At 64.8% G+C, this 20,360-nt stretch carries 22 protein-coding genes; 11 read left to right on the forward strand and 11 right to left on the reverse strand.

Going from position 1 to position 20,360, the window contains the following annotated elements:
- Nucleotides 1-16 precede the first annotated feature (16 nt).
- Nucleotides 17-1,201 (forward strand): CaiB/BaiF CoA transferase family protein, encoded by a 1,185-nt coding sequence (locus tag OHD58_RS14890; RefSeq protein ID WP_263804173.1) that lies wholly within the window; start codon nucleotides 17-19, stop codon nucleotides 1,199-1,201.
- Nucleotides 1,198-2,028 carry a citryl-CoA lyase gene (locus tag OHD58_RS14895; protein ID WP_263804174.1) on the forward strand — a complete coding sequence of 277 codons (831 nt, stop codon included), beginning with the start codon at nucleotides 1,198-1,200 and terminating at the stop codon, nucleotides 2,026-2,028. The genes OHD58_RS14890 and OHD58_RS14895 overlap by 4 nt, the downstream gene beginning before the upstream one ends.
- Before the next feature lie 112 nt (nucleotides 2,029-2,140).
- Here OHD58_RS14895 and OHD58_RS14900 read toward each other — a convergent pair whose 3' ends face one another.
- The 10 genes from OHD58_RS14900 to OHD58_RS14945 form a co-directional block, all read right to left on the reverse strand.
- On the reverse strand, nucleotides 2,141-2,611 hold the full coding sequence (locus OHD58_RS14900; RefSeq protein WP_263804175.1) for an aminoacyl-tRNA deacylase: 471 nt from the start codon (nucleotides 2,609-2,611) through the stop codon (nucleotides 2,141-2,143).
- A 171-nt stretch (nucleotides 2,612-2,782) separates the two neighbouring features.
- Nucleotides 2,783-3,166, reverse strand: coding sequence for a cytochrome C oxidase subunit IV family protein (locus tag OHD58_RS14905; protein WP_263804176.1), 384 nt, complete (start codon nucleotides 3,164-3,166; stop codon nucleotides 2,783-2,785).
- A gap of 8 nt (nucleotides 3,167-3,174) precedes the next feature.
- On the reverse strand, nucleotides 3,175-3,894 hold the full coding sequence (locus tag OHD58_RS14910; protein ID WP_263804177.1) for a heme-copper oxidase subunit III family protein: 720 nt from the start codon (nucleotides 3,892-3,894) through the stop codon (nucleotides 3,175-3,177).
- A 13-nt stretch (nucleotides 3,895-3,907) separates the two neighbouring features.
- On the reverse strand, nucleotides 3,908-4,612 hold the full coding sequence (locus OHD58_RS14915) for a cytochrome c oxidase subunit 3 (protein WP_263804178.1): 705 nt from the start codon (nucleotides 4,610-4,612) through the stop codon (nucleotides 3,908-3,910).
- The gene (ctaD, locus tag OHD58_RS14920) at nucleotides 4,612-6,384 is read right to left on the reverse strand and encodes a cytochrome c oxidase subunit I (RefSeq protein WP_263804179.1); all 1,773 of its coding nucleotides are present in this window, start codon (nucleotides 6,382-6,384) and stop codon (nucleotides 4,612-4,614) included. The genes OHD58_RS14915 and ctaD overlap by 1 nt, the downstream gene beginning before the upstream one ends.
- A 92-nt stretch (nucleotides 6,385-6,476) precedes the next feature.
- The gene (locus OHD58_RS14925) at nucleotides 6,477-7,307 is read right to left on the reverse strand and encodes a cytochrome c oxidase subunit II (protein WP_263804180.1); all 831 of its coding nucleotides are present in this window, start codon (nucleotides 7,305-7,307) and stop codon (nucleotides 6,477-6,479) included.
- 454 nt (nucleotides 7,308-7,761) lie between these two features.
- Entirely contained in the window at nucleotides 7,762-8,571 is an 810-nt protein-coding gene (locus OHD58_RS14930; RefSeq protein ID WP_263804181.1) for a formylmethanofuran dehydrogenase subunit C, read from the reverse strand.
- Nucleotides 8,568-9,476, reverse strand: coding sequence for a formylmethanofuran--tetrahydromethanopterin N-formyltransferase (fhcD, locus tag OHD58_RS14935; protein WP_263804182.1), 909 nt, complete (start codon nucleotides 9,474-9,476; stop codon nucleotides 8,568-8,570). The genes OHD58_RS14930 and fhcD overlap by 4 nt, the downstream gene beginning before the upstream one ends.
- The gene (locus tag OHD58_RS14940) at nucleotides 9,464-11,095 is read right to left on the reverse strand and encodes a formylmethanofuran dehydrogenase subunit A (RefSeq protein ID WP_263804183.1); all 1,632 of its coding nucleotides are present in this window, start codon (nucleotides 11,093-11,095) and stop codon (nucleotides 9,464-9,466) included. The genes fhcD and OHD58_RS14940 overlap by 13 nt, the downstream gene beginning before the upstream one ends.
- Nucleotides 11,089-12,180, reverse strand: coding sequence for a tungsten formylmethanofuran dehydrogenase (locus tag OHD58_RS14945; protein ID WP_263804184.1), 1,092 nt, complete (start codon nucleotides 12,178-12,180; stop codon nucleotides 11,089-11,091). The genes OHD58_RS14940 and OHD58_RS14945 overlap by 7 nt, the downstream gene beginning before the upstream one ends.
- 211 nt (nucleotides 12,181-12,391) lie before the next feature.
- Between OHD58_RS14945 and OHD58_RS14950 the strand changes: the two genes are divergently transcribed.
- The 4 genes from OHD58_RS14950 (at nucleotide 12,392) to OHD58_RS14965 (ending at nucleotide 14,784) form a co-directional block, all read left to right on the forward strand.
- Nucleotides 12,392-12,991, forward strand: coding sequence for a YdeI/OmpD-associated family protein (locus OHD58_RS14950; RefSeq protein ID WP_263804185.1), 600 nt, complete (start codon nucleotides 12,392-12,394; stop codon nucleotides 12,989-12,991).
- A gap of 95 nt (nucleotides 12,992-13,086) precedes the next feature.
- Complete coding sequence (locus OHD58_RS14955) at nucleotides 13,087-13,440, forward strand: VOC family protein (RefSeq protein ID WP_263804186.1); 354 nt, start codon at nucleotides 13,087-13,089, stop codon at nucleotides 13,438-13,440.
- A gap of 10 nt (nucleotides 13,441-13,450) precedes the next feature.
- Nucleotides 13,451-13,819: a DoxX family protein gene (locus OHD58_RS14960; RefSeq protein ID WP_263804187.1), complete on the forward strand. Its 369-nt coding sequence runs from the start codon at nucleotides 13,451-13,453 to the stop codon at nucleotides 13,817-13,819.
- A gap of 176 nt (nucleotides 13,820-13,995) precedes the next feature.
- Nucleotides 13,996-14,784, forward strand: coding sequence for a helix-turn-helix domain-containing protein (locus OHD58_RS14965; protein ID WP_263804188.1), 789 nt, complete (start codon nucleotides 13,996-13,998; stop codon nucleotides 14,782-14,784).
- A 39-nt stretch (nucleotides 14,785-14,823) separates the two neighbouring features.
- Here OHD58_RS14965 and OHD58_RS14970 read toward each other — a convergent pair whose 3' ends face one another.
- The gene (locus OHD58_RS14970; RefSeq protein ID WP_263804189.1) at nucleotides 14,824-15,204 is read right to left on the reverse strand and encodes a 4a-hydroxytetrahydrobiopterin dehydratase; all 381 of its coding nucleotides are present in this window, start codon (nucleotides 15,202-15,204) and stop codon (nucleotides 14,824-14,826) included.
- 149 nt (nucleotides 15,205-15,353) lie between these two features.
- Between OHD58_RS14970 and OHD58_RS14975 the strand changes: the two genes are divergently transcribed.
- The 5 genes from OHD58_RS14975 to OHD58_RS14995 all read left to right on the forward strand — a co-directional run bounded on the left by OHD58_RS14975 (nucleotide 15,354) and on the right by OHD58_RS14995 (nucleotide 20,359).
- The gene (locus OHD58_RS14975; protein ID WP_263804190.1) at nucleotides 15,354-16,322 is read left to right on the forward strand and encodes a beta-ribofuranosylaminobenzene 5'-phosphate synthase family protein; all 969 of its coding nucleotides are present in this window, start codon (nucleotides 15,354-15,356) and stop codon (nucleotides 16,320-16,322) included.
- Nucleotides 16,323-16,346: 24 nt separating this feature from the next.
- The gene (locus tag OHD58_RS14980; RefSeq protein ID WP_263804191.1) at nucleotides 16,347-17,243 is read left to right on the forward strand and encodes an NAD(P)-dependent methylenetetrahydromethanopterin dehydrogenase; all 897 of its coding nucleotides are present in this window, start codon (nucleotides 16,347-16,349) and stop codon (nucleotides 17,241-17,243) included.
- Complete coding sequence (locus OHD58_RS14985) at nucleotides 17,221-18,348, forward strand: ATP-grasp domain-containing protein (protein WP_263804192.1); 1,128 nt, start codon at nucleotides 17,221-17,223, stop codon at nucleotides 18,346-18,348. Before OHD58_RS14980 ends, OHD58_RS14985 begins: the two co-directional genes overlap by 23 nt.
- On the forward strand, nucleotides 18,345-19,301 hold the full coding sequence (gene mch, locus OHD58_RS14990; protein ID WP_263804193.1) for a methenyltetrahydromethanopterin cyclohydrolase: 957 nt from the start codon (nucleotides 18,345-18,347) through the stop codon (nucleotides 19,299-19,301). Before OHD58_RS14985 ends, mch begins: the two co-directional genes overlap by 4 nt.
- A gap of 110 nt (nucleotides 19,302-19,411) precedes the next feature.
- A complete protein-coding gene (locus OHD58_RS14995) occupies nucleotides 19,412-20,359 on the forward strand; it encodes an ATP-grasp domain-containing protein (RefSeq protein ID WP_263804194.1) in 948 nt (315 codons plus the stop codon).
- The last annotated feature ends 1 nt before the right edge of the window (nucleotide 20,360 follow it).

Genomic DNA, 20,360 nt, shown 5'->3' on the forward strand with positions numbered 1-20,360 from the left:
ACCCAGGGGATTACGAGTGGCTGAGCTCCTTTCGGGCATTCGTGTCCTCGACCTGACCAACGTCCTGGCCGGGCCTTATTGCGCCTACCAGCTGGCGCTGCTTGGCGCCGATGTGATCAAGGTCGAAACACCGGCGGGCGGCGATCTCGCCCGCCAACTCGGCGCATCGGCCGAACTGAACAAGGCCGGCATGGGAGCGTCGTTTCTTGCCCAGAACGCCGGCAAGCGCTCCGTAGTGCTCGACCTGAAGAAGGAAGCCGACCGGGAAAAATTCCTCGACCTCGTCGCCAGCGCTGACGCCCTGGTGGAGAATTTTCGCCCGGGCGTGATGAACCGCCTCGGTCTCGGCTATGAAAAGCTGAAGGAAATCCGGCCGGGGCTGGTCTACTGCGCCATTTCCGGCTTCGGGCAGACCGGACCGATGCGCGACAACCCGGCCTACGACCAGATCATCCAGGGCCTTTCCGGCATCATGAGCATTACCGGCACGCCGGAAACCGCACCGCTGCGTGTCGGCTACCCGGTTGCCGATACGCTCGGCGGGCTGGTCGGCGCTTTCGCAGTGGCGGCGGCGCTCGTGCGCCAGAAGACCAGCGGCGAAGGCACGTTCCTCGATGTCTCGATGCTGGAATGCACGCTTTCCGCGCTCGGCTGGCCGGTTTCGAACTATCTGAGCGCCGGCGTCGACCCACGCCCGATGGGCAACGAGAATATGACCGCCGCGCCCTCCGGCACCTTTCGAACGGCGGACGGCCTGCTGAACATCGCCGCCAACAAGCAGGAACAGTTCGTCACGCTTTGCAATCTCGTCGGCAGGCCGGAACTTGCGACGGACGAGCGTTTCGCCGAACGCGAAACGCGCAAGCGCCACCGCACCGAACTCAAGCTTTTGATCGAGGAGGCGCTGGCCACGACGCCGGCCGCGGTCTGGGAGGAAAAATTCAACCGCGCCGGAGTGCCGGCCGGCCGTGTGCTCACCATCCCGCAGGTCCTGGACGAGCAGCAGGTTCGCGAGCGCAGTGTGACGGCAAGCTTTTCCGGCGTCGCCGGGCGCGACGAGCCGCTGACGGTGGTGCGCGGCGGCTTCCTGGTCGACGGTGTCGCGCCGCTGCCTAAATCGCCGCCACCCGTCCTGGGTGAGCACATGGAAGACGTGTTCTCTGGCCTGCCTCCACGTCCCAAGGTCAAGGCAAGCGCATGAGCGGCACGGAGAAAAAGACCGGCCGGGAACGCGGCGAGGAATGGTGGTCGACAGAGATCATCGAGATGCGCCCCGGCATGATCCGCCTGCGCGGCTACGAGATCCAGGATCTGATCGGCCGCGTCAGCTTCCCCGCGATGATCTGGCTGATGCTGCGCGGCGACCTGCCGACCGAGGAGCAGGCCGAACTGCTCGGCATCGCGCTGGGTGCCGCCGTCGACCACGGGCCGCAGGCGCCGTCGATCGCGATTGCTCGCATGGCCGCCACCTGCGGCGTCGGCATCAACAGCGCCATGGCCTCGGCCATCAACGTCCTGGGCGACGTGCACGGCGGCGCCGGTGAACAGGCGCTGAGCTTCTTCGGCGATATCGCAGCGGCGATGGACGAAGGGCGTTCGCTGGAAGAAGCGGTCTCGGCGCGGATCGAAAAATTCTTCGCCGAGGAGAAGGGTTACGTGCCGGGCCTCGGGCACCGCTTCCATCCGGTCGATCCGCGCGCCCCACGCCTGTTGGAACTGGTCCGCGAATTCGCCGCACGCGGTGTCATCGACGGGCGTTTCGGCACCATCGCCGAGGCGGTCGAAGCCGAGGTCGCGCGGCGCAAGGGCAAGAAAATCCCGCTCAACATCGACGGCGCCACGGCGGTAATCTACGGCGAACTCGGATTTCCGCCGCCGCTGACGCGCGGCCTGTTCGTGCTGTCGCGCTCCGTCGGCATCCTCGCGCATGCCTGGGAGCAATCGCAGCAGCCGGACCGCAACAAGGGCCCGTTGCCGCGCGAATGGCTCTGGGCCTATGAGGGCCACCCGAAGCGCTCGCTGGACTGACAGACCATCTCCCGAAAGCGCGCAGCGGTTTTCGGATAAAGATCATTGTAAAACAATTAGATAGAACCTTGTTCCGATACAGCTGGATTGGAACGGGCTCTACCCGTCCGGTTCAGGCCGGATGGCTGAAACGGGCGACCTGTGCGCCTCTCATCAGATTGCGGAAGTCGCTGCCGCTGACATGGACCAGCGTCTTGTGGTCGCCACCCTCGAAATAGACGTCGGCGGCATCATCGAGGCTCTCGTCGAGAATGACCGGGACTTTGTAGGCGGCGCCGATCGGCGGAATGGCCCCGATGTCGCAGTCGTCGAAGAGGACGCCGACCTCGCCTTCCGACGCCAGGCCGAGGCGCTTGTCCATGACATCCTGCAAGGTACCAAGCTCGACCCGGTGCGTGCTTGGAACCACGGCGAGCGCGTATCCCATCTCGTGATGGACAACCACGGTCTTGGCCATCCTGCTGCCTGGAATATGCGCCGCCTGCGCGGACTGGCTGCTGGTTGCTGTACGATGGTGGGGCACGGTGTCGTAGGAAATTCCCTCGCCATCGATATAGGTGCGGAGTCGATTTGAGATCGTCATCGTAGGCGTCCCTTCTGTTGGAGTGGCGACGCTGGAGCAGGCAAAATCAGGCCGCCCCGGAACGAAAAGATCATTCTCCTCCGATCATTGTCGATGTCAACGAATAAGCAGAACCGCGCGGCGCCACGGGACGCGGCGCCGATGCCGGGTCCAGGACGAAGGCGCATTTCCTTATGGCCCGGCGCCGAAGAAGGTCAGTCGGGTCCACAGCGTGTATTCGGATTCCAGCACCATCAGCGCGACGAAGACCAGGATGAATACCGGCGGGATGACGATGGCATAGGCCAGCGCCAGCCGTTCCCACGCCATGTGCATGAACACGGCGACGATGAGTCCGGCCTTCAGCACCATGAAGATCAGGATCAGCGCCCAGCGCGGATAACCCTGGATGCCGATGTAATCGACTGCGTAGGAGCAAGCGCTGAGCACGAAAAGCCAGCCCCAGACGATGAAATAGGTTCGGAGCGGGTGCTCCTGGTGGGTGTCGTGCGTGACCGGCGCCGCGTCGTTCGCCGCGTGTAGCGATCCATGTCCGTGTGCGGTTGCTTCAGCCATGTCAGACCTCACCAGAGATAGAAGAATGCGAAGATGAACACCCAGACCAGATCGACGAAGTGCCAGTAGAGGCCCATCACCTCGACGCTCTCATAATTGCCCCGCCGGCTGGTGAAGAAGCCTCGCGCGCCGGTGTCGTAGTCACCACGCCAGACCTTTCGCGCCACGATGATCAGGAAGATTACGCCGATCGTGACATGGGTGCCGTGGAAGCCGGTGATCATGAAGAAGGTCGAGCCGAACTGCGCCGCGCCCCACGGATTGCCCCAGGGCCGCACGCCTTCGCTGATAAGCTTGGTCCATTCGAAGGCCTGCATGCCGACAAAGGTGGCGCCGAGTGCCGCCGTCAAAAGCAGCAGCAGCACAGTCTTCCGGCGGTCGCGGCGATAGCCGTAGTTGACCGCCAGCGCCATGGTGCCGGAGGAGGAGATCAAAACGAAGGTCATGATGGCGATGAGTAGCAGCGGAACGCTGACGCCGCCGACATGCAGGCCGAAAACCTCGCTCGGGTTGGGCCAAGGCACCCGCGTCGACATGCGCGCCGTCATATAGGAGAGCAGGAAAGTGCCGAATATGAAGGTATCCGACAGAAGGAAGATCCACATCATGGCCTTCCCCCACGAGACGTTCTTGAACGCCCGCTGATCGGAAGCCCAGTCCGCCGCGATGCCTCGCAGCCCGTCGGGCCTCGCCGGCGCCGTGGTGTTTGTCATGGTCGTCTCGCTCATCCGCCTGGCCCTCCTAGGTCAGCAATTGGCGGCAAATATCGATGAAATCGGCGGCCCAGCCGGCAAGCAGAACGAACAGCGCCAGCCAGATGAACAAAAGGAAATGCCAGTACATGGCGCACAGCTCGACCCCGAGGCTGAGCGTGTCGGTGCGTGTCGTCGTCCACGCCCTGTAGCTGGTGCGGCCAAGCCCGATCAGGCCGCCGACGATGTGCAGCCCGTGCAGACCGGTGATCAGGTAGAAGAAGCTGTTGGCCGGGTTGCCGGCAAGCAGGTAGCCGTCGGCGACAAGCGCGCGCCAGGCAAACAGCTGGCCGACCAGGAAGGCGATCGCGGTCAGCCCGCCGGTGGCAAGCCCGAGCCGCACGGTGTCGAGCTGTCCCTTGCGCGACGCGACCAGCGCCACCTGCAGGGCGATGCTGGAAAGCACCAGCACGGCGGTGTTGAACCACAACAGCCGCGGGATGGGCAGCGGCTGCCAGTCGGCCAGCGCCATGCGCATGAAGTAGGCGCTGGTGAACAGCGCGAACAGGCAGCCGACCACGGCCAGGAACACGCCCATGCCGATCTTGGCGGTCGGCATGGCCGACTGCTCGGAAGCGATGAAATCCCCGATCGAGCCCTGCTCCAGCCATGGCTTCGACATCAGCCGCTGGTGCGACAGCCACCAGCCGGCGATACCGGCGATCACGAGCAGGAAGACGAGGATGACGCTCATCAGTGCCCCTTCGCCTGCCCGTAGTCGCCGGGCTCGTTCTGCGGCAGGAAGTCCTGCTTGGCGCCCGGCACGCTGTAATCGTAGGCCCAGCGGTAGACGATCGGCAGTTCCTTGCCGAAATTGCCGTGGGCGGGCGGTGTCTCCGGCGTCTGCCACTCGAGCGTGGTCGCCCGCCATGGATTGCCGCCCGCGTCCTTTCCGTGGCGGATGCTCCACAGAAGGTTGAACAGGAAGACCAACTGCGCGAAGCCGACGATGAACGCCATGATCGAGATGAAGGCATTGAGCTGGTGCGCCGAGTCGGCGATCAGGCCCATCTCGCCGAGCTCGTTATAGCGGCGCGGCACCCCCATCAGCCCGAGATAATGCATCGGGAAGAAGATCAGGTAGGCGCCGAGGAACGTGGCCCAGAAATGGAACTGGCCAAGCCCCTCGTTGAGCATGCGGCCGGTGATCTTCGGGTACCAGTGGTAAATGGCGCCGAAGATGACCAGGATCGGTGCGACGCCCATGACCATGTGGAAATGCGCAACCACGAACATGGTGTCGGATAGCGGCACGTCGACCACCACATTGCCGAGGAACAGGCCGGTCAGCCCGCCGTTGACGAAGGTGACGATGAAGGCCAGAGCGAACAGCATCGGGTTGGTGAGGTGGATGTCGCCGCGCCAGAGTGTCAGGATCCAGTTGTAGACCTTGATGGCGGTCGGGATGGCGATGATCAGCGTCGTGGTGGCGAAGAAGAAGCCGAAATAGGGATGCATGCCCGAGACATACATGTGGTGCGCCCAGACGATGAAGGATAGCGCGCCGATGCCGACGATCGCCCACACCATCATGCGGTAGCCAAAGATGTTCTTGCGCGCATGGGTCGAGATCAGGTCCGACACGATACCGAAGGCGGGCAGCGCCACGATGTAGACCTCCGGATGGCCGAAGAACCAGAACAGGTGCTGGAACAGGATCGGGCTGCCGCCCTCGTGCTGCAGCTGCTCGCCCATCTCGACGATGGCCGGCATGAAGAAGCTGGTTTCGAGCAGCCGGTCGAACAGCATCATGACGCAGGCGACGAACAGCGCCGGAAAGGCAAGCAGTGCCATCACGGTGGCGGTGAAGATGCCCCACACGGTGAGCGGCATGCGCATCAGGGTCATGCCGCGGGTGCGCCCCTGCAGCACCGTCACCACATAGTTCAGGCCGCCCATGGTGAAGCCGATGATGAACAGCACCAGCGAAAAGAGCATCAGGACGATGCCTAAATCCTGGCCGCCCGGCGTACCCGCCATGATCGCCTGCGGCGGATAAAGCGTCCAGCCGGCACCCGTCGGGCCGCCCGGCGCGAAGAAGCTAGCGACCAGCACCAGCACCGCGAGCAGATAGATCCAGTAGGACAGCATGTTGACATAGGGGAACACCATGTCGCGGGCGCCCACCATCAGCGGGATCAGGTAGTTGCCGAAGCCGCCGAGGAACAGCGCGGTCAACAGGTAGATCACCATGATCATGCCGTGCATGGTGATGAACTGGTAGTAGGCCTCCGGAGTGATGAAGTCGAAGGTGCCGGGAAAACCAAGCTGCAGGCGCATCAGCCACGACAGCACCAGCGCCACCATGCCGATGGCGATCGCCGTGCAGGAATACTGGATGGCGATGACCTTGGCGTCCTGCGAGAACACGTAGGTCGTCCACCAGCTGTGCGGATGGTAAAGCTCGACCTCCGGCACTTCGGCGGGCGGTATGGTGTCGACCGAGCCCGGTGTTACGTCGACCATCGGAACGCCTCCTTGGTTCCCCTGGGCGAGGCCTGACGGGTCAGCGCCTCTCCATGCACGTTTCCCCGGCGCGTCGCCGCGCCTTGCTCCCTTTACTCAGGCGCGGTTGGTTCCGCAGCGCTCGTCTGTTGGGTGCCCGTCAACTGGGCGAATGTCTGTTGCTCGCCGAGCCAGGCGGCATAATCCTCGTCGGTGTCGACCATGACGATCCCGCGCATGAAGGCATGGCCCTGCCCGCACAGTTCAGCGCACAGCACCTCGAAGCTGCCGGTGCGGGTCGGCGTGAACCAGAAATAGGTGACCGAGCCCGGCACCATGTCCATCTTGGCGCGGAATTCCGGCACGTAGAAATCATGCAGGACGTCTATGGAACGCAAGAGCATCTTCACCGGCTTGTCGATCGGCAGGTGCAGGTCGGCGGCTTCGACGATCACGTCGTCCTGGCCGTTGGGATCGTCGGCCTTGAGGCCAAGCGGGTTCTCGGGGGTCACCTCACGGGTATCCGCCAGACCGAGCTTGCCGTCTTGGCCCGGCAGGCGGAAGCTCCACTGCCACTGCTGGGCTACCACCTCGACCTCGGTGGCGTCGTTCGGAACCGTGACGAACTGGTGCCAGACGAAGAGGCCGGGCGCCAGCATCGCGGCCACGCCGATGCCGGTGGCGACGGTCAGCCACGATTCGAGCCGCTTGTTCTCCGGTTCGTAGTGGGCGGTGTTTCCTTCCTTGTGGCGGAAGCGCCAGACACAATAGGCCATGAACAGAACGACCGCGGCGAACACCACGCCGGTGATCCAGAACGTGGCGGTGATGGTGTGGTCGATATAGCTCCAGTTGGAGGCGATCGGCGTCCACCACCACGGGCTTACGAGGTGGAACACCACCGAACCAACGACAACTGCAACCAGTAAGAGCGCGACAGCCATTCCTGTTCATCCCTGCCTCGAAGGCGCGAATCGAAAGGGCAATTCGTCCTAATGCTTCACCAACTCCAACGATCTCTCTTGCACACGAATTTGCGAATGCCAGAGAAGACTGAATGCATGTCGGTATCTGGCAGGAAGGGCGATGCGACTGCTTGAAAGGCGCATGAAACGCTTGGGCTCGGCCCGCATTCGAGCGGGGGGAGCTCTGGCATGCTCTCGACGACGGCCGGTCCGAAACCCGCCATGTCCGTGCCTCCTGTGCCGTCATGGACGGTCACGGAATTAAGCCCGGCCTGCAACATCATAGAAGCAGGTCTTAAAGCGCGGGCATGATCCCATCGGCCAACCGCCTTGTCAAACAAAGCCGGCACAGCTTTCCACAAGCTGCCTGCGACAAATTGACATTGGAGCGCGTCCTTTGGACGCACGATGGTAGGCCGATACAGTTGGCAATTCAGCGCGGGAACATGATTTCACCGAGGCCGAGCACGGCATTGTCGCCGCCGAACCGGTGCTGCTCCCTGCCGAGCAGCTGCCGCTTCAGGATGCCTTCGGCAATCAGCTGGCGATCGAGAAGTGCGGCGAACACGCTGTCCGGCGCACCGCATTCGACGAAGCTCGGCGACAGCGATTTGGGGGCGCGGTCGAGCAGGATCGAGCCGCGGCGCATCAGGTAGCCGGGCATCTCGCCGGTTCCTCCGGCAATGACGATGGTGCCGGCAATCATCCGGCAGCCGGCATGGTCGCCGGCACCGCGCAGGACGGCAATCAGACCGCGGCGCATGCGGTCGCCGGCGAAGGCGCCGGCCTTGCCGCGGACGACCAGGATGCCGCCGTTCATGCCGGCGAGTTCGCCGGCGAGCGGCCCGCCGAGATGGTCGCCGGCGTTGCCGCCGATCTCGATGCGGCCGCCGCGCATGCCCGAACCCGCATGCGGCCCGGCCTTGCCTTCGACGGTGACCGCACCGCCGCGCATGCCGCGCCCTAGTTGGGCGCCAACGTCGCCGATGACGCGAATGGTGCCTTCGCTCATGCCTTCGGCCACCCGGTCGAGGCGGCTGCTGCCGCCGTCGAAAACGATGTCCTGAACGTCGCTGCCGGCGAACCGGAAAATGTCGCCTACGGTAGAGGCACGCTTCGACTGGCCGATGCGGATTTTCGCGATTTCCGGCTTCTCCAGCCCGGCGAGACGTTCCGGCGTCAACGGCGACAGGTCGAGCCGCTCCCGCGGCTCCGCGACGAGGGTGAAGGTCAGCGCTTTCACGGCAGGAGATCCTTCAAATGATAGAGGAACTTGCCGAGCTTGCCGCCGTAATTGCCGGCGCTGATGCGGGCGGCACCCTTCGTCGGCCCGAGGTCGGTGACCGCCTTGATGCCGGCCTTCATCGCCGCGGCGACTGCATCGCTGGTTTCGCCGTCGATGACGATTTCCAGCACGGCATTGATGTCGGGACCAAGCTGGCTCTTCACGACGCCGCGCAAGGTCGGTGCGAAAGCGTCATTGGTCGAGGCGATCATGCCTTTGTATTTGCCGCCGATCTTCGAGCCGGAGCGCACGATCCCACCGGGAAACGGCAGGATGGCGCCCGGGACTTGATGGATCGCCGCGACCACGGCTTCGGCCGCGGCAAGGGCCTTGTCGCTCGATCCGGCGAGCAGCAGAAGATTGCCGCCACCGACAGCTTCCTTGGTCAGCCCGGTCGCGGCCTCGCAGACGAACTCGCCGTCCATCACCGGAATGCGCCAGAAATGCCGGCCGCCGAGCTTCTTGGAAATCTGCCAGCCATCGCCGAAATAGCGCAGCGCCGACCCGAGCTTGAGCTGTGCCGACCCTTCGAGGCCAGCGAAACAGGCACTGCCGGGTGAGGTCAGCACACATTGCCCGACGCGGTTGAGCAACTGCTTCTGCAATTCGTCGGTGCTCATCGCGAAGACCATGACGCGGCAGCCGGGGCGCCCATCCGGCGTTTCGGCCGGCGACAGTTCGGCATCGACCGCCGCCTCGCAGCCGCAGCCGATGACCGAGGTGGCGAAGCCGGTCATCGAGACGGCCGCCTGGCGCGCCCATTTGCGGTTAGGCCCGGTGATGACGATCGCCGTGGCGCGCATGCCGAAGGCTTCCGCATAGGTGTCGTCGATCACCACTCCGTTTACGGTCAGGTCCGGCATGCGATCTCGCCGAACGGTTTTTCGCGTGCGATCGCGGTATCGGGGAAGGTGAACCAGTCGAGCGACAGGCCGTAGCGCTGCTGGTGGTAGTCCTCCAGAAGCCGTGCCATCGCCTTGTCCGGCGGCTGCTCGAGCCGCAGCGCCCTGCCCCAGCGGTAATGCGTGATCTCGCCATCCTTGACGACGAGGTCGCCGTCCTTGAACACATAGGCCGCCCTGCCCAGCATCCGCGCGATATCGGTCCCCTTGCGGTAGACCGCGACATCGGCGATGGCGCCGGCGCCGAGATGGCCGCGATCGGCAAGGCCGAGCAGTTTTGCCGGCGCGGCCCGCGTCATGATGGCGATCTCCTCGAAGCTGTATTCACGCTCGATCGACATCAGCGACGAGGTGGCCAGCGCCGACTTCGGCAGTTTTTCGGCAGCCTCGCGGCGCGCATCGCGGTCCATCAGCAGCTGGAACAGCGCCGGATAGGCAGTGAACGGCGCGCCGTTCGGATGATCCGTAGTGAAGAATACCCGCCAGGGGTCTGTAATCAAAAGGAAAAGCTCGAGCCCTGTCGCCCATTGCACGGCACCGTAGAAATCCTCGCTGTACCGAAAAGGCACGATGCCGCCGCCATTGCCATCACCGTCATGGATGACGAATTTCCTGGGGCTGGCGCTGCCGCGCGCCGAAAACTGGCGCATCACGTCGGAGGAAACAGTGACGGTCTGGCCAAACATCACCTGGCCGATGTCGATGGTGACCTCCGGCGTGCCATTGACGATCTCGGCAAGCCGGGCGGCGGCGGAAGAGAACTTGCGCTTGCCCTCGGTGCCGTAGCCGTAGAATTGCAGATGGGCGAGATGCATCGGCACGCCCTCCGCCGCCGCGATGGTCGCCGCGGCCGTATCCGCCGATCCCGGCACGCCGAGATTGTTGCAGTGGACATGCAGCGGATGCGGAATGCCGAGCCGTTCGACCGAGGCCTGCAAGGTCTTGACGATCTTGCGCGAACTGACGCCGTACCAGGGCACCTCGTCATCGAGCGAGAAGGTGCGCGCATTCTCCTTGAAGGCGGCTGCCGCGCCCGCGTTGATGACCTTGACGCCGAGCGCCCGCGTCGCGCCGACCGTCCAGCCGACATAGTCGTCGATCATTGCCGGGGAAGCGCCATCGCGGATCATCGACAGCAGGAAATCGTCGTTGCCGAGGATCGCGAGCGTCGCCTTGTCGATGATCGGGATGTCGGCGAGTTCGAGATGGGTGTGCAGCGCGGCACCCGGCGACATCGCCGGCTCGACCACCGTGGTGAAGCCCATTTTTGCGTAGAGGCAGCCCGTCTCGAAAGTCGACCAGCCGGCGTTGGAGAGCGGCGTTGCGGTCGGGCGCGGCATATGCGCCGCATGCTGTTCTGGCAACAGCAGGCGGGCTGTGTTCACATTGCCGCCGCCGATATGCGAGTGGATGTCGATGGCGCCCGCCATCACGACGCAACCGGACGCATCGATGGTAGTGCCCGCCTGGGCGTCCCGGGGCGCGTCGACGATCTCGCCGCCGTCGAGCCACAGATCGCCAATGCCCGCGCGGCCATTGGTCGGGTCGATGATTTCGCCGCCTGTAATCCTGGTCAGCATGGCAGTGCCACCCTGTCGAGATGGCCGGCGACCATGCGCAGGACCGAAGCCGCCGAAGGCAGAACCGAGACCGGCACCGTGGCCGCCGCCGCCCGGAAGGTTCCAACGCGAGAATTGTACGCGACGCCGTCGTGGTCGATGCCAGCGGCCCCGATGGCGATGGTGATCGCCGCGTTGGGAACCGGTTTGCCGGTCTTCACCAAGGCAAGCAGCTTGGTGCCGTTGCGGCGGGCCGGCAGATGGTCGGCCGAGGCAGAGATACGCACATGCAGGTCCGCCTCGCCGGTCGCCAGCATGCGCGCCACATCGAAGCGCCAGGGATCGAATTCGACAAAGCCGCGCGCAAAACCGCAACGCAACGGAAAGCCGGTCATCCAGGTGGAGGCGAGCGCTGAGCCCCAGCCGCTTTCGCTGGCGGGAAGATGAAGCGCGGAGGCCCGCGATTTGCGGTTGAGGTCGCCGACGAGGCCCTGCAGCATCTCCAGCGCCAGACCGTCGGCGCCATGGCCGGAAAACAGGAAAATCGGGAACCGAGCCGTCTCCAGCGCCGCAGCGAACCGCTTGAAATTTGTCGCCGGCGCCGCCACCTGCCGGCCGGCAAGCTGGGCGCGAAGCGATGCCAGCGTGGCACCGAGCCCGGCATCGCCGCAGGACAAACGGGTTGGCTTCATATTGCTGGAAAGGCCGGACGCACCAAGCTTGCCGTCGCCGACCAGGAAAAGTTCACGCGCCTTGGCGGAGGAAAGATCGGGCACGGTTTCGGCCAGGTCCGCCACCAGGTCGTGATGTGCTTCGGGCAGTTCGCCCACGATCACCACGACATCGGCCCGCCGGCGCGTCTCGCCGGGCGCGACGGTCATGCCGCCCTTGCCGGTGAAGAGCGCGGTTTCGCGGGCGAGCGCCGCGCTGTCCACATGGTCACAGACGCCGCCGACCTTTTCGGCGAGCGCGATCGCCGCACGTGTCCCATGTACATCCGTGTCGAAGCTGAAGACCGGGCACCGGCTTGAATCCAGAAGCTCCGCGGCATGTTCCGCCGCGCGCTCGACCAGCGTCTCCCGGTTGCCGATCCATGCAACCGCCATTCACTACGCTACTTTCTGGTGCCGGCCCCAACTCTAGATGAAACTATTTTGGCCGTGAACCCCCGTTCCAGCGTCAAATTAGAGAATGTCCGCATGCGAGATCAATTGCCGCAAGCGGAGAAGTCTGCTGCTGTACTTCGATCCGGCCGCCGACCTAAACTGGACCCGCATTGTCGCGCGGAGAGAATATGCAGATCGAGTTTCCATTCTGATGGCCCCCTTCAAGGTCGATCCCGGCAAGGTCCATGAATTCAAGGACGCTGCGAGCTTCTACGAATGGCTCGGCAAGCACCACGACAGCGAAGACGATGTCTGGATCAGGATCCATAAGGTGGGTTCGGGGCTGCAATCGATCACGCCGAAGCAGGCCATCGACGTCGTGCTGTGCTGGGGCTGGATCGACGCCATCCGCAAGGGGCTGGACGACAAGAGCTATTTGCAGCGCTACACGCGCCGCCGCGGCAAGAGCACCTGGAGCCAGATCAATGTCGACAACGTCGCCAGGCTGATCGAGGAAGGCCGGATAACCGAGCACGGGCTGCGGGAGGTCGAGGCGGCCAGGGCCGACGGGCGCTGGGACCGCGCCTACAAGAGCGGCAAGGACATGAAGATACCCGACGACCTGCAGGCGGCAATCGATGCCGAACCCAAGGCCCGCGAAATGCTGGAGAAGCTCAGCGCGCAGAACCGTTTCGCGCTCGCCTTCCGCACCCACAATATGAAGACCGAAGCCGGCCGCAGGAAGAAGATCGAGAGTTTCGTCGACATGCTGAAGCGTGGCGAGACGATCTACCCGCAGGCCAGGAAATGAGCCTCCTCCAGCCGCGCTGGATGGCCGTTTCGTTCAAGAACTGCCGGATGGCGGATGGTACAAATGCCCTGTTCAACGAAGAAAGGGCATGCACCATGTCAACGCGAGGCACCGACCGCCAGATCGACAACATCGAGTTCAACGTCGCGGACATCGCACGATCACGCGCGTTCTACGGCGCCGCTTTCGGCTGGACGTTCACCGACTACGGGCCGACCTACTGCGAATTCACCGACGGCAGGCTGACCGGGGGATTCACCACAGGCGGCTCCTCTCGCCCGGGCGGCCCGTTGGTCATCCTCTATGCCGACGACCTGACCGAAGCGCAGCAGCGCATCGAAAAGGCCGGAGGAAGGATCGTCAAACCGACCTCCCCGTTTCCGGGCGGCCAGCGGTTCCATTTCGCCGACCCCGACGGCTATGAACTCGCCGTCTGGTCCGCCGGCTAAGGGCGGCTCCATGCTCGATCTTATCCGACAATTCGGGCTGCTGGTGCTCGGCGGCGTGTTCGTCTGGGCCGGAACCGAGCATTTCCTCAAGTTCGGTGCAGTAGCGGCCCAGCTTGCCGAGCGACAGTTTCCGGCGCCGAAACCCATGCTGGCCGCCGGCTCGGCATTGGAAGTGGCGGCTGGCCTGGCACTGGCGATCGGCATCGCACGTCCTTACGCGGCCGCAGCGCTCATCATCTTCACGGCCGCGGCGAGCGTGCTGGCTCTTGATTTCTGGCGCTACTCCGGCGCGGAGCGGCAAAGTATCCGCAACGCGTTCACCATCAACATCGCGGTCGTCGGCGGGCTGATCCTGGCGGGGGTCAGCGATCTGCAATGACATGGCCGGCGCCAGGGGCGGGAATTCGGGAACCCGTGGCTGTTGACGGCGTTGGCTGGGCGGGAGCAGAATCCGCTCCAGGGTTCAACCCGGCAACAGGTCCGAGCATCTGGCGAATGAAACGGCGCTTTGCTTCATTGAACGAGGATAGCCGGCAACATCGGCCTTTTGGCCCGATGCATGGTGCCGACGCGCCGATCCTGAGCCAGGCGGCGGGCGGCTACAGCGAGCATGCGCCGCAGGCTGCGCTGCGACCGCATTTCACATGCGCGTGGCGCCATGAAATCCCGGCTGGCCGCGACTGCACGCTAAGCGTTCCGCCCGACGGCTGCATCGACCTGCAATGGGTGAATGGGGCTTTGCGCATCGCCGGTCCCGACAGGGAACCCAACATCGAACACCTGCCGGCGGGTTCGACCGTGTTCGGCCTGCGGTTCCAGGCGGGCAGCGCGGCGCGATGGCTACGTATTCCGGCGTCCGACATCGTCGACCAACGGCTTCCTCTGGAAGCTTTCTGGGGCACCGAGGCGCGTTATATCGGCAACTGGATCGGCGGGGCGCGGACCACGGAAGACATCGCCAACCGCTTTGAACTGGCGATGGCACGCAAGACGGCAGCGCTCGACGAGGATCCGGACGCCGCCGCCCGCCTGATCTTCCGCCTTGTCGAAGAGGCGGATCGCCGGCCCGGCACAGAGATCATCGATCTCCTGCGCGACAGGCTCGGGATGAGCGAGCGCACGCTCCGGCGTAAATGCCATGCCGCCTTCGGCTACGGGCCCAAGATGCTCGACCGCATCCTGCGCTTCCAGCGTTTCCTCAAGATCAGCCGCAGCGATGACGGCGCGCCGCTGGCCGGGCTGGCCGGTGAAATCGGCTATGCGGACCAGGCGCATCTGTCGCGCGAAACTCGCCGCTTGGCCGGGCTTACGCCGGGCGCGGTGCTGACGCAGGTCGCCGGCTGATTGGCGGCGAGCCAGGCGCGGACTTCGGCAACGCCGATCTCAGTCGTATTTGATGTAGGCGAAACGCTGGTCGCCGTGCGGCGTGCCCTCGAGCGCGCCGCCCTCGCTGCCCGGCTGCCACTGGATGACGTCCTCGATCTTCCTGGCCAGTTCGAAATCCTTGTCGGTGATGCCCTTGGCGGCATGGTTCATCAGCTTGACCTCGACGAAGGCGTAGGACGCGGCGATGTCGGGATGATGCCAGGCGGCTTCGGCGAGATGGCCGACGGTGTTGATGACCATCAGCGTGCCCTTCCAGCTGTTGGTCTTGTATTTGCGCCGGATCCAGCCGTTCTCGTAGCGCCATTTCGGCAGCTCTTTTTGCAGCCGCTCGGTGATCTCGGCTTCCGAATAGGTCTTTTCCTTGGCTGTCTCGCTCATCCCGGTCTCCTGTTTGTAACGATGCTTCCGGCACCAAAGTAGGAACCCCGGTTTGGGTCGCTCCGGCTTGCCCCGCAACCGAAAGCCGCTATCATGATGCCCGGCACCTAAACTTCTGTGATGCATATCATGCACCCACTCGGGGGTAGATGTCGAACCACGTCACCATAAAAGTGCCGGCCCGCCTGCATCTCGGCTTTCTCGACCTGAACGGCATCTCCGGCCGCCGCTTCGGCAGCATCGGTTTGCCCCTGAGCGAGCCGGAGACTGTCGTTACGCTGTCGCGAGCCGGGGAAACCACCGTACAGGGCCTGGAGCCCGAACGCGCGAGCGCGCATCTGGCGGCACTTTGCCGGCATCTCGGCATTCGCTCGCACCACAGGCTGGTTGTCGAGGAGGCGATCCCGAGCCATGCCGGGCTGGGCTCCGGCACGCAGATCGCGCTCGCCATTGCCGCGGCGTTGCGCACGCTCCACCAACTGCCGCTCGATATCGCCGGTGACGCGACGCGGCTGGCGCGCGGCAACCGGTCCGGCATCGGCATCGCCAGTTTCGACAGCGGCGGCGTGATCCTCGACGCCGGCAAGGACGACAGCGGCCGGCCGCCGCCGGTGATCGCGCGCTTCCCCTTCCCCGACGAATGGCGGGTTCTGCTTATCCTCGATCACGAGATGGATGGGCTGCATGGAGCCGACGAGGTGACGGCATTCCGTGACCTGCCGCCCTTTCCCGAAAGCGGCGTCGGCGAAATCTGCCAGCATGTACTGATGGGTGTCATGCCGGCCTTGATCGAGCGCGATCTTGCCGCTTTCGGGTCGGCGATCTCGGCGATCCAGCGTATCGTCGGCGGCTATTTCGCGCCGGCACAGGGCGGCGTGTTCACGTCGAAACGCGTCGAGCGGCTGGCGAACCGGCTGGCTGGCACCGGCGCGGTCGGCATCGGGCAAAGCTCGTGGGGACCGACCGGATTTGCCTTCGCGGCGTCGGAAGAAGCGGCACGCCGGATGGCAGCGGCGGCCGAGGTTGCGGCGGAACCGGGTACCGAGATCAGGATCGTGCGCGGCCGCAACGGCGGTGCCGAGATCAGCGCAATCGGGCTTGACCTCGTCGGTTCCTGAAAACCAACGCATAAAAGGCGAAGAATGGCACGCAAACACATCCTCCACATGCTCACCCCATTGCGGCAGATGAGCCCGTTCGACGTGAACATGGCGCTCGATGCCGGCTTCGACGCGGTGGTGCCTTATGTGGACGTGAAGCTTGCCGAGGTAACCGGGCTGGTACAGGACGCGATCTTCTCGCGGCCGCCGGATGCCGGCATCGACACGGGCATCTTCATCGCCGGCAAGGACGTTTCGCTGTCGCTCGACATGTTCGACGCGGCGAAGAAGGCGATGGTGCCGCCCTTCCAGATTTCGGTGTTCGCCGACCCCGCCGGCTCGTTCACCACGGCCGCCGCTATGGTAGCCAAGGTGGAAAAGGCGCTGCAGAAGAAATTCGAGCGCGGGCTCGAGGGCACGCGCATCGCCATTTTCGGCGCCACCGGCGTTGTCGGTTTCTGCACGGCGGTGATCGCGGCCAAGGAAGGCGCCAAGGTCACCATCGTCGGCCATGACGGCACCGAGCGCGTCAACAAGGTCGCCGCGGAAATCAAGAAACGCTTCGGCACGACGGTCAATCCCGTCGACGGCTCGAGCACGGCGAAGAGAAAGAAGATCGTCGCGGCGAGCGAGGTGATCCTGGCCGCGGCCAAAGCCGGCGTGCAGGTGATCTCGAAGGTCGAACTGGCCGGCGCCGATGCGCTGCTGATCGCTGCCGACGTCAACGCGGTGCCGCCGGCCGGCATCGAAGGGCTGACCGTGCATGCCAATGCCGAACCGCTTGAAACGACAAAAGCTGTCGGCATCGGCCCGCTGGCGATCGGCAATGTGAAATACAAAACGGAATTCGGTCTGTTCAAGAAGATGATCGAATCCGAAAAGACTGTGACTTTCGACTTCCAGGATGCGTTTTCCCTTGCACGCGAGATCGCCAAATAACGGCGCGACACTGCTGATAGCGGCCATTTCAGGCCGGGCGCTCGCTGCGGCGGCGAGACGAGCGGGCTATCGCCCGCTAGTCGCGGATTTTTTTTGCGACACCGACACGGTTGCACTGTCTGGCCGCACGACGATGCTGCCAGGCGCCCTGCACGAAGGCATCGACGATGCGCGCCTGGTCGAAACGCTGCAGATGCTTGCCGGGGACGACGCTCCGGTAGCCGTGGTGCTGGGCTCGGGTTTCGAGCGCAAGCCGGATCTCGTCGACGCGGTCGCACGGAAATTTCCGCTGGCGGGAAACCGCGGCGCCGCGATCCGCCGGGTAAAGGACCCGGAGCGGCTGGCCGCTGATTGCGCCGAACTCGGCATCCCGCATCCGGAATTTTCCCGTAGCCGGCCCAGCGATCCGGAAAGCTGGCTGGTCAAGACAGCGGGCGCGGGAGGCGGAGCGCATGTCCGGCCGGCAAACGGTGAAGATGCCGCCGAAGGGCGGTATTTTCAGCGTTTCCTGCGCGGGCAGAGCATTTCGGCGTTGTTCGTCGGCGACGGCCGCACGGCACGCATCGTCGGGTTCAGCCGCCAGTGGACGTCGCCTGCCCCCGGGCTGCCCTACCGCTATGGCGGCGCGGTGCGGCTGCGGCGCTTCGACCGGCGGGACATGGCGATGATCGGCGGCTGGTTGTCGGCTCTGACGGCTCGCGCCACACTGACCGGGCTCTGCGGCGCCGACTTCATCAAGACCGCCGACGGCTATCACCTGATCGAAATCAATCCGCGGCCCGGCGCGACGCTCGACATCTTCGACAGTTTCGACGCGCCTCTCATCGAGGCGCATCTGCGCGCCTCGCGCGGCGAGCCCTACCGCCTGCCGAACTTCACCGACAGCATGGCCCAACTAATCGCCTATGCGACGACGCCGGTGGCGGCGTTTCCGGCAATCGAGTGGCCGGACTGGACCGCAGACCATCAATCGGCGGGCACGCGGCTTTCGCCCGGCGACCCGGTCTGCACTGTCTTTGCGACCGGGCCGAGCGCGGCGGCGACGCGCAAGGCCGTGAGGGCAAATGTGCGCGCGCTTGAAACGGAATGGGAAGCCCGCACATGAAGGACGGCACGGCATTCCTCAACGACAATGCGCAGAAGATCGCCGACGGCATGATCGGCGACGCTGAGCGCCTGCGCGTTGCCGTGTCGAAGGGCTCGCTCGGCGAGACGCTGATCGACGCCGGCGCAAAAACGGCCGGCGGCATCGAGGCCGGCCTGCGCATCGCCGAAGCAGCGATGGGCGGGCTGGGCGACGTTTCGCTGGTGATCGACCGCGTCTCCGAAAGGTGGCCGTTCAGTGTCGAGGTGCGCTCGTCGCAGCCGGTTCTGGCCTGCCTCGGCAGCCAGTATGCCGGCTGGAACCTTTCCGGCGGCGGCTATTTTGCCATGGGCTCCGGACCGGCGCGGGCGTTGGCGCGCGTCGAGCCATTGTTCGAGACGCTCTCCTACAAGGACAAGGCGAAATCGGCGGTGCTGGTACTCGAGACCGCCGAACCGCCGCCGCCGGCGGTGGTGGAGAAGGTCGCCAAGGCGACGAAGCTGCCGGCCGAAAAACTCACCTTCCTCTACGCCCCGACGCAGAGCCTCGCCGGCACGGTGCAGATCGTTTCGCGGGTGCTGGAGGTGGCGCTGCACAAGGCCAACGACCTGAAGTTTCCGCTTGAGAACATCGTCGACGGCGTGGCCGCGGCGCCGATCCCGGCGCCACATCCGGATTTTCTCACCGCGATGGGTCGCACCAACGACGCCATCATCTATGGCGGGCTCGCGCAACTCTTCGTCAAGGGAAGCGCCGACGACGCCAGGGCGCTTGCCGAAAAACTGCCGAGCCGGGCGTCGCGCGACTACGGCCAGCCCTTCGCGACAATCTTCAAGAAGTTCAAGGGCGATTTCTACGCCATCGATCCGCTGCTGTTCAGCCCTGCGGAAGTGATCGTGACGGCGATCGAAAGCGGCGATACATTCCGTGCCGGCGCCCGCGACCAGAAGATGCTCCAGCAGAGCCTCGGTTGATGGCCCTTCGAGGCTTCGCCTGCGGCTCGCACCTCAGGATGACGGATGTCATGCCAGTGCGTCCTTCGAGGCTCTTGCGGTCAAGGCAATCCATGTCCAAGGTCATGTGAATGATCCCTCGCATCCTCGTCCTCAACGACACTTCGGAAAAGCGCACCCGGAACCTTGCCGCGAGCTTCCGGCGGCGCGGCGCGGTGGCGATCAACATGCCGCTCGCGGCACTCGCTTTCGACACGACAAGCAAATCCGGCATCGCGATACCGGGATTCCATGGCGCGCTGCCCGATGCGGTGCTGGTGCGCTCCATTTCCGCCGGCTCCTTCGAGGCGATCACCCGCCGCCTCGGCATTCTGCATGCGCTTGGCAAGCTTGGGGTGCCGGTGTGGAATTCGGCGCGGGCCATCGAGCGCTGCGTCGACAAGTCGATGACCACGTTCCTGCTCGCCAATGCCGGTCTGCCGACACCCCGGACCTTCGCCGTCGAGGGGCTGGAAGCGGCACGGGAGATAGCCGCGCGCGAGCTTCCGGCAACCCCGCTGGTGCTGAAGCCGCTGTTCGGCGCGCAAGGCCGAGGCATCCAGTTGGTGCGGACGCTCGACGATCTTCCCGCCGACGACGATGTGGACGGCGTCTATTATCTGCAGCACTACGTGCCGCGGGCCGGTCCGCCGTTTCGCGATTACCGGGTCTTTGTCTGCGCCGGGAAGATGGTAGCGATGATGAGTCGCCGCGGCGACGACTGGATCACCAACGTCAATCGCGGCGCCGTGCCGGAAAAGATCTCCGGCGCCGACGAGGAGAGAATTGCCTTCCTCGCGATCGCCGCCGCGGCGGCCGTCGGCGCGGATTTCGCCGGTGTCGACATCGTGCCCGCGGCCGACGGAAACCTGCTGGTGCTGGAGGTCAACAGTATGCCGGCCTGGTCGGGGCTGCAGTCGGTCGCCTCCGTCAACGTGGCCGGCGCCATCGCCGAAGCCCTGCTGGCGTTTCTTGCCGAGCGCCGGGCGGCCGCGGCTCCGCCGAGGCCACACCGCTTCACCGCGCCGGCCAATTCCTGAC

Source organism: Mesorhizobium sp. ZC-5, assembly GCF_025753855.1.
Lineage (GTDB): Bacteria > Pseudomonadota > Alphaproteobacteria > Rhizobiales > Rhizobiaceae > Neomesorhizobium.

What these genes read in the sequence shown, in the direction of transcription:
- OHD58_RS14905 (WP_263804176.1), bottom strand. Translation starts at nt 3,166, where the DNA reads ATGGCTGAAGCAACCGCACACGGACATGGATCGCTACACGCGGCGAAC.
- OHD58_RS14915 (WP_263804178.1), bottom strand. Translation starts at nt 4,612, where the DNA reads ATGAGCGTCATCCTCGTCTTCCTGCTCGTGATCGCCGGTATCGCCGGC.
- OHD58_RS14970 (WP_263804189.1), bottom strand. Translation starts at nt 15,204, where the DNA reads ATGAGCGAGACAGCCAAGGAAAAGACCTATTCGGAAGCCGAGATCACC.
- OHD58_RS14955 (WP_263804186.1), top strand. Translation starts at nt 13,087, where the DNA reads ATGTCAACGCGAGGCACCGACCGCCAGATCGACAACATCGAGTTCAAC.
- OHD58_RS14895 (WP_263804174.1), top strand. Translation starts at nt 1,198, where the DNA reads ATGAGCGGCACGGAGAAAAAGACCGGCCGGGAACGCGGCGAGGAATGG.
- OHD58_RS14945 (WP_263804184.1), bottom strand. Translation starts at nt 12,180, where the DNA reads ATGGCGGTTGCATGGATCGGCAACCGGGAGACGCTGGTCGAGCGCGCG.
- OHD58_RS14925 (WP_263804180.1), bottom strand. Translation starts at nt 7,307, where the DNA reads ATGGCTGTCGCGCTCTTACTGGTTGCAGTTGTCGTTGGTTCGGTGGTG.
- OHD58_RS14940 (WP_263804183.1), bottom strand. Translation starts at nt 11,095, where the DNA reads ATGCTGACCAGGATTACAGGCGGCGAAATCATCGACCCGACCAATGGC.
- fhcD (WP_263804182.1), bottom strand. Translation starts at nt 9,476, where the DNA reads ATGCCGGACCTGACCGTAAACGGAGTGGTGATCGACGACACCTATGCG.
- mch (WP_263804193.1), top strand. Translation starts at nt 18,345, where the DNA reads ATGAAGGACGGCACGGCATTCCTCAACGACAATGCGCAGAAGATCGCC.
- OHD58_RS14965 (WP_263804188.1), top strand. Translation starts at nt 13,996, where the DNA reads ATGCATGGTGCCGACGCGCCGATCCTGAGCCAGGCGGCGGGCGGCTAC.
- OHD58_RS14910 (WP_263804177.1), bottom strand. Translation starts at nt 3,894, where the DNA reads ATGAGCGAGACGACCATGACAAACACCACGGCGCCGGCGAGGCCCGAC.
- OHD58_RS14950 (WP_263804185.1), top strand. Translation starts at nt 12,392, where the DNA reads ATGGCCCCCTTCAAGGTCGATCCCGGCAAGGTCCATGAATTCAAGGAC.
- OHD58_RS14980 (WP_263804191.1), top strand. Translation starts at nt 16,347, where the DNA reads ATGGCACGCAAACACATCCTCCACATGCTCACCCCATTGCGGCAGATG.
- OHD58_RS14995 (WP_263804194.1), top strand. Translation starts at nt 19,412, where the DNA reads ATGATCCCTCGCATCCTCGTCCTCAACGACACTTCGGAAAAGCGCACC.
- OHD58_RS14960 (WP_263804187.1), top strand. Translation starts at nt 13,451, where the DNA reads ATGCTCGATCTTATCCGACAATTCGGGCTGCTGGTGCTCGGCGGCGTG.
- ctaD (WP_263804179.1), bottom strand. Translation starts at nt 6,384, where the DNA reads ATGGTCGACGTAACACCGGGCTCGGTCGACACCATACCGCCCGCCGAA.
- OHD58_RS14975 (WP_263804190.1), top strand. Translation starts at nt 15,354, where the DNA reads ATGTCGAACCACGTCACCATAAAAGTGCCGGCCCGCCTGCATCTCGGC.
- OHD58_RS14900 (WP_263804175.1), bottom strand. Translation starts at nt 2,611, where the DNA reads ATGACGATCTCAAATCGACTCCGCACCTATATCGATGGCGAGGGAATT.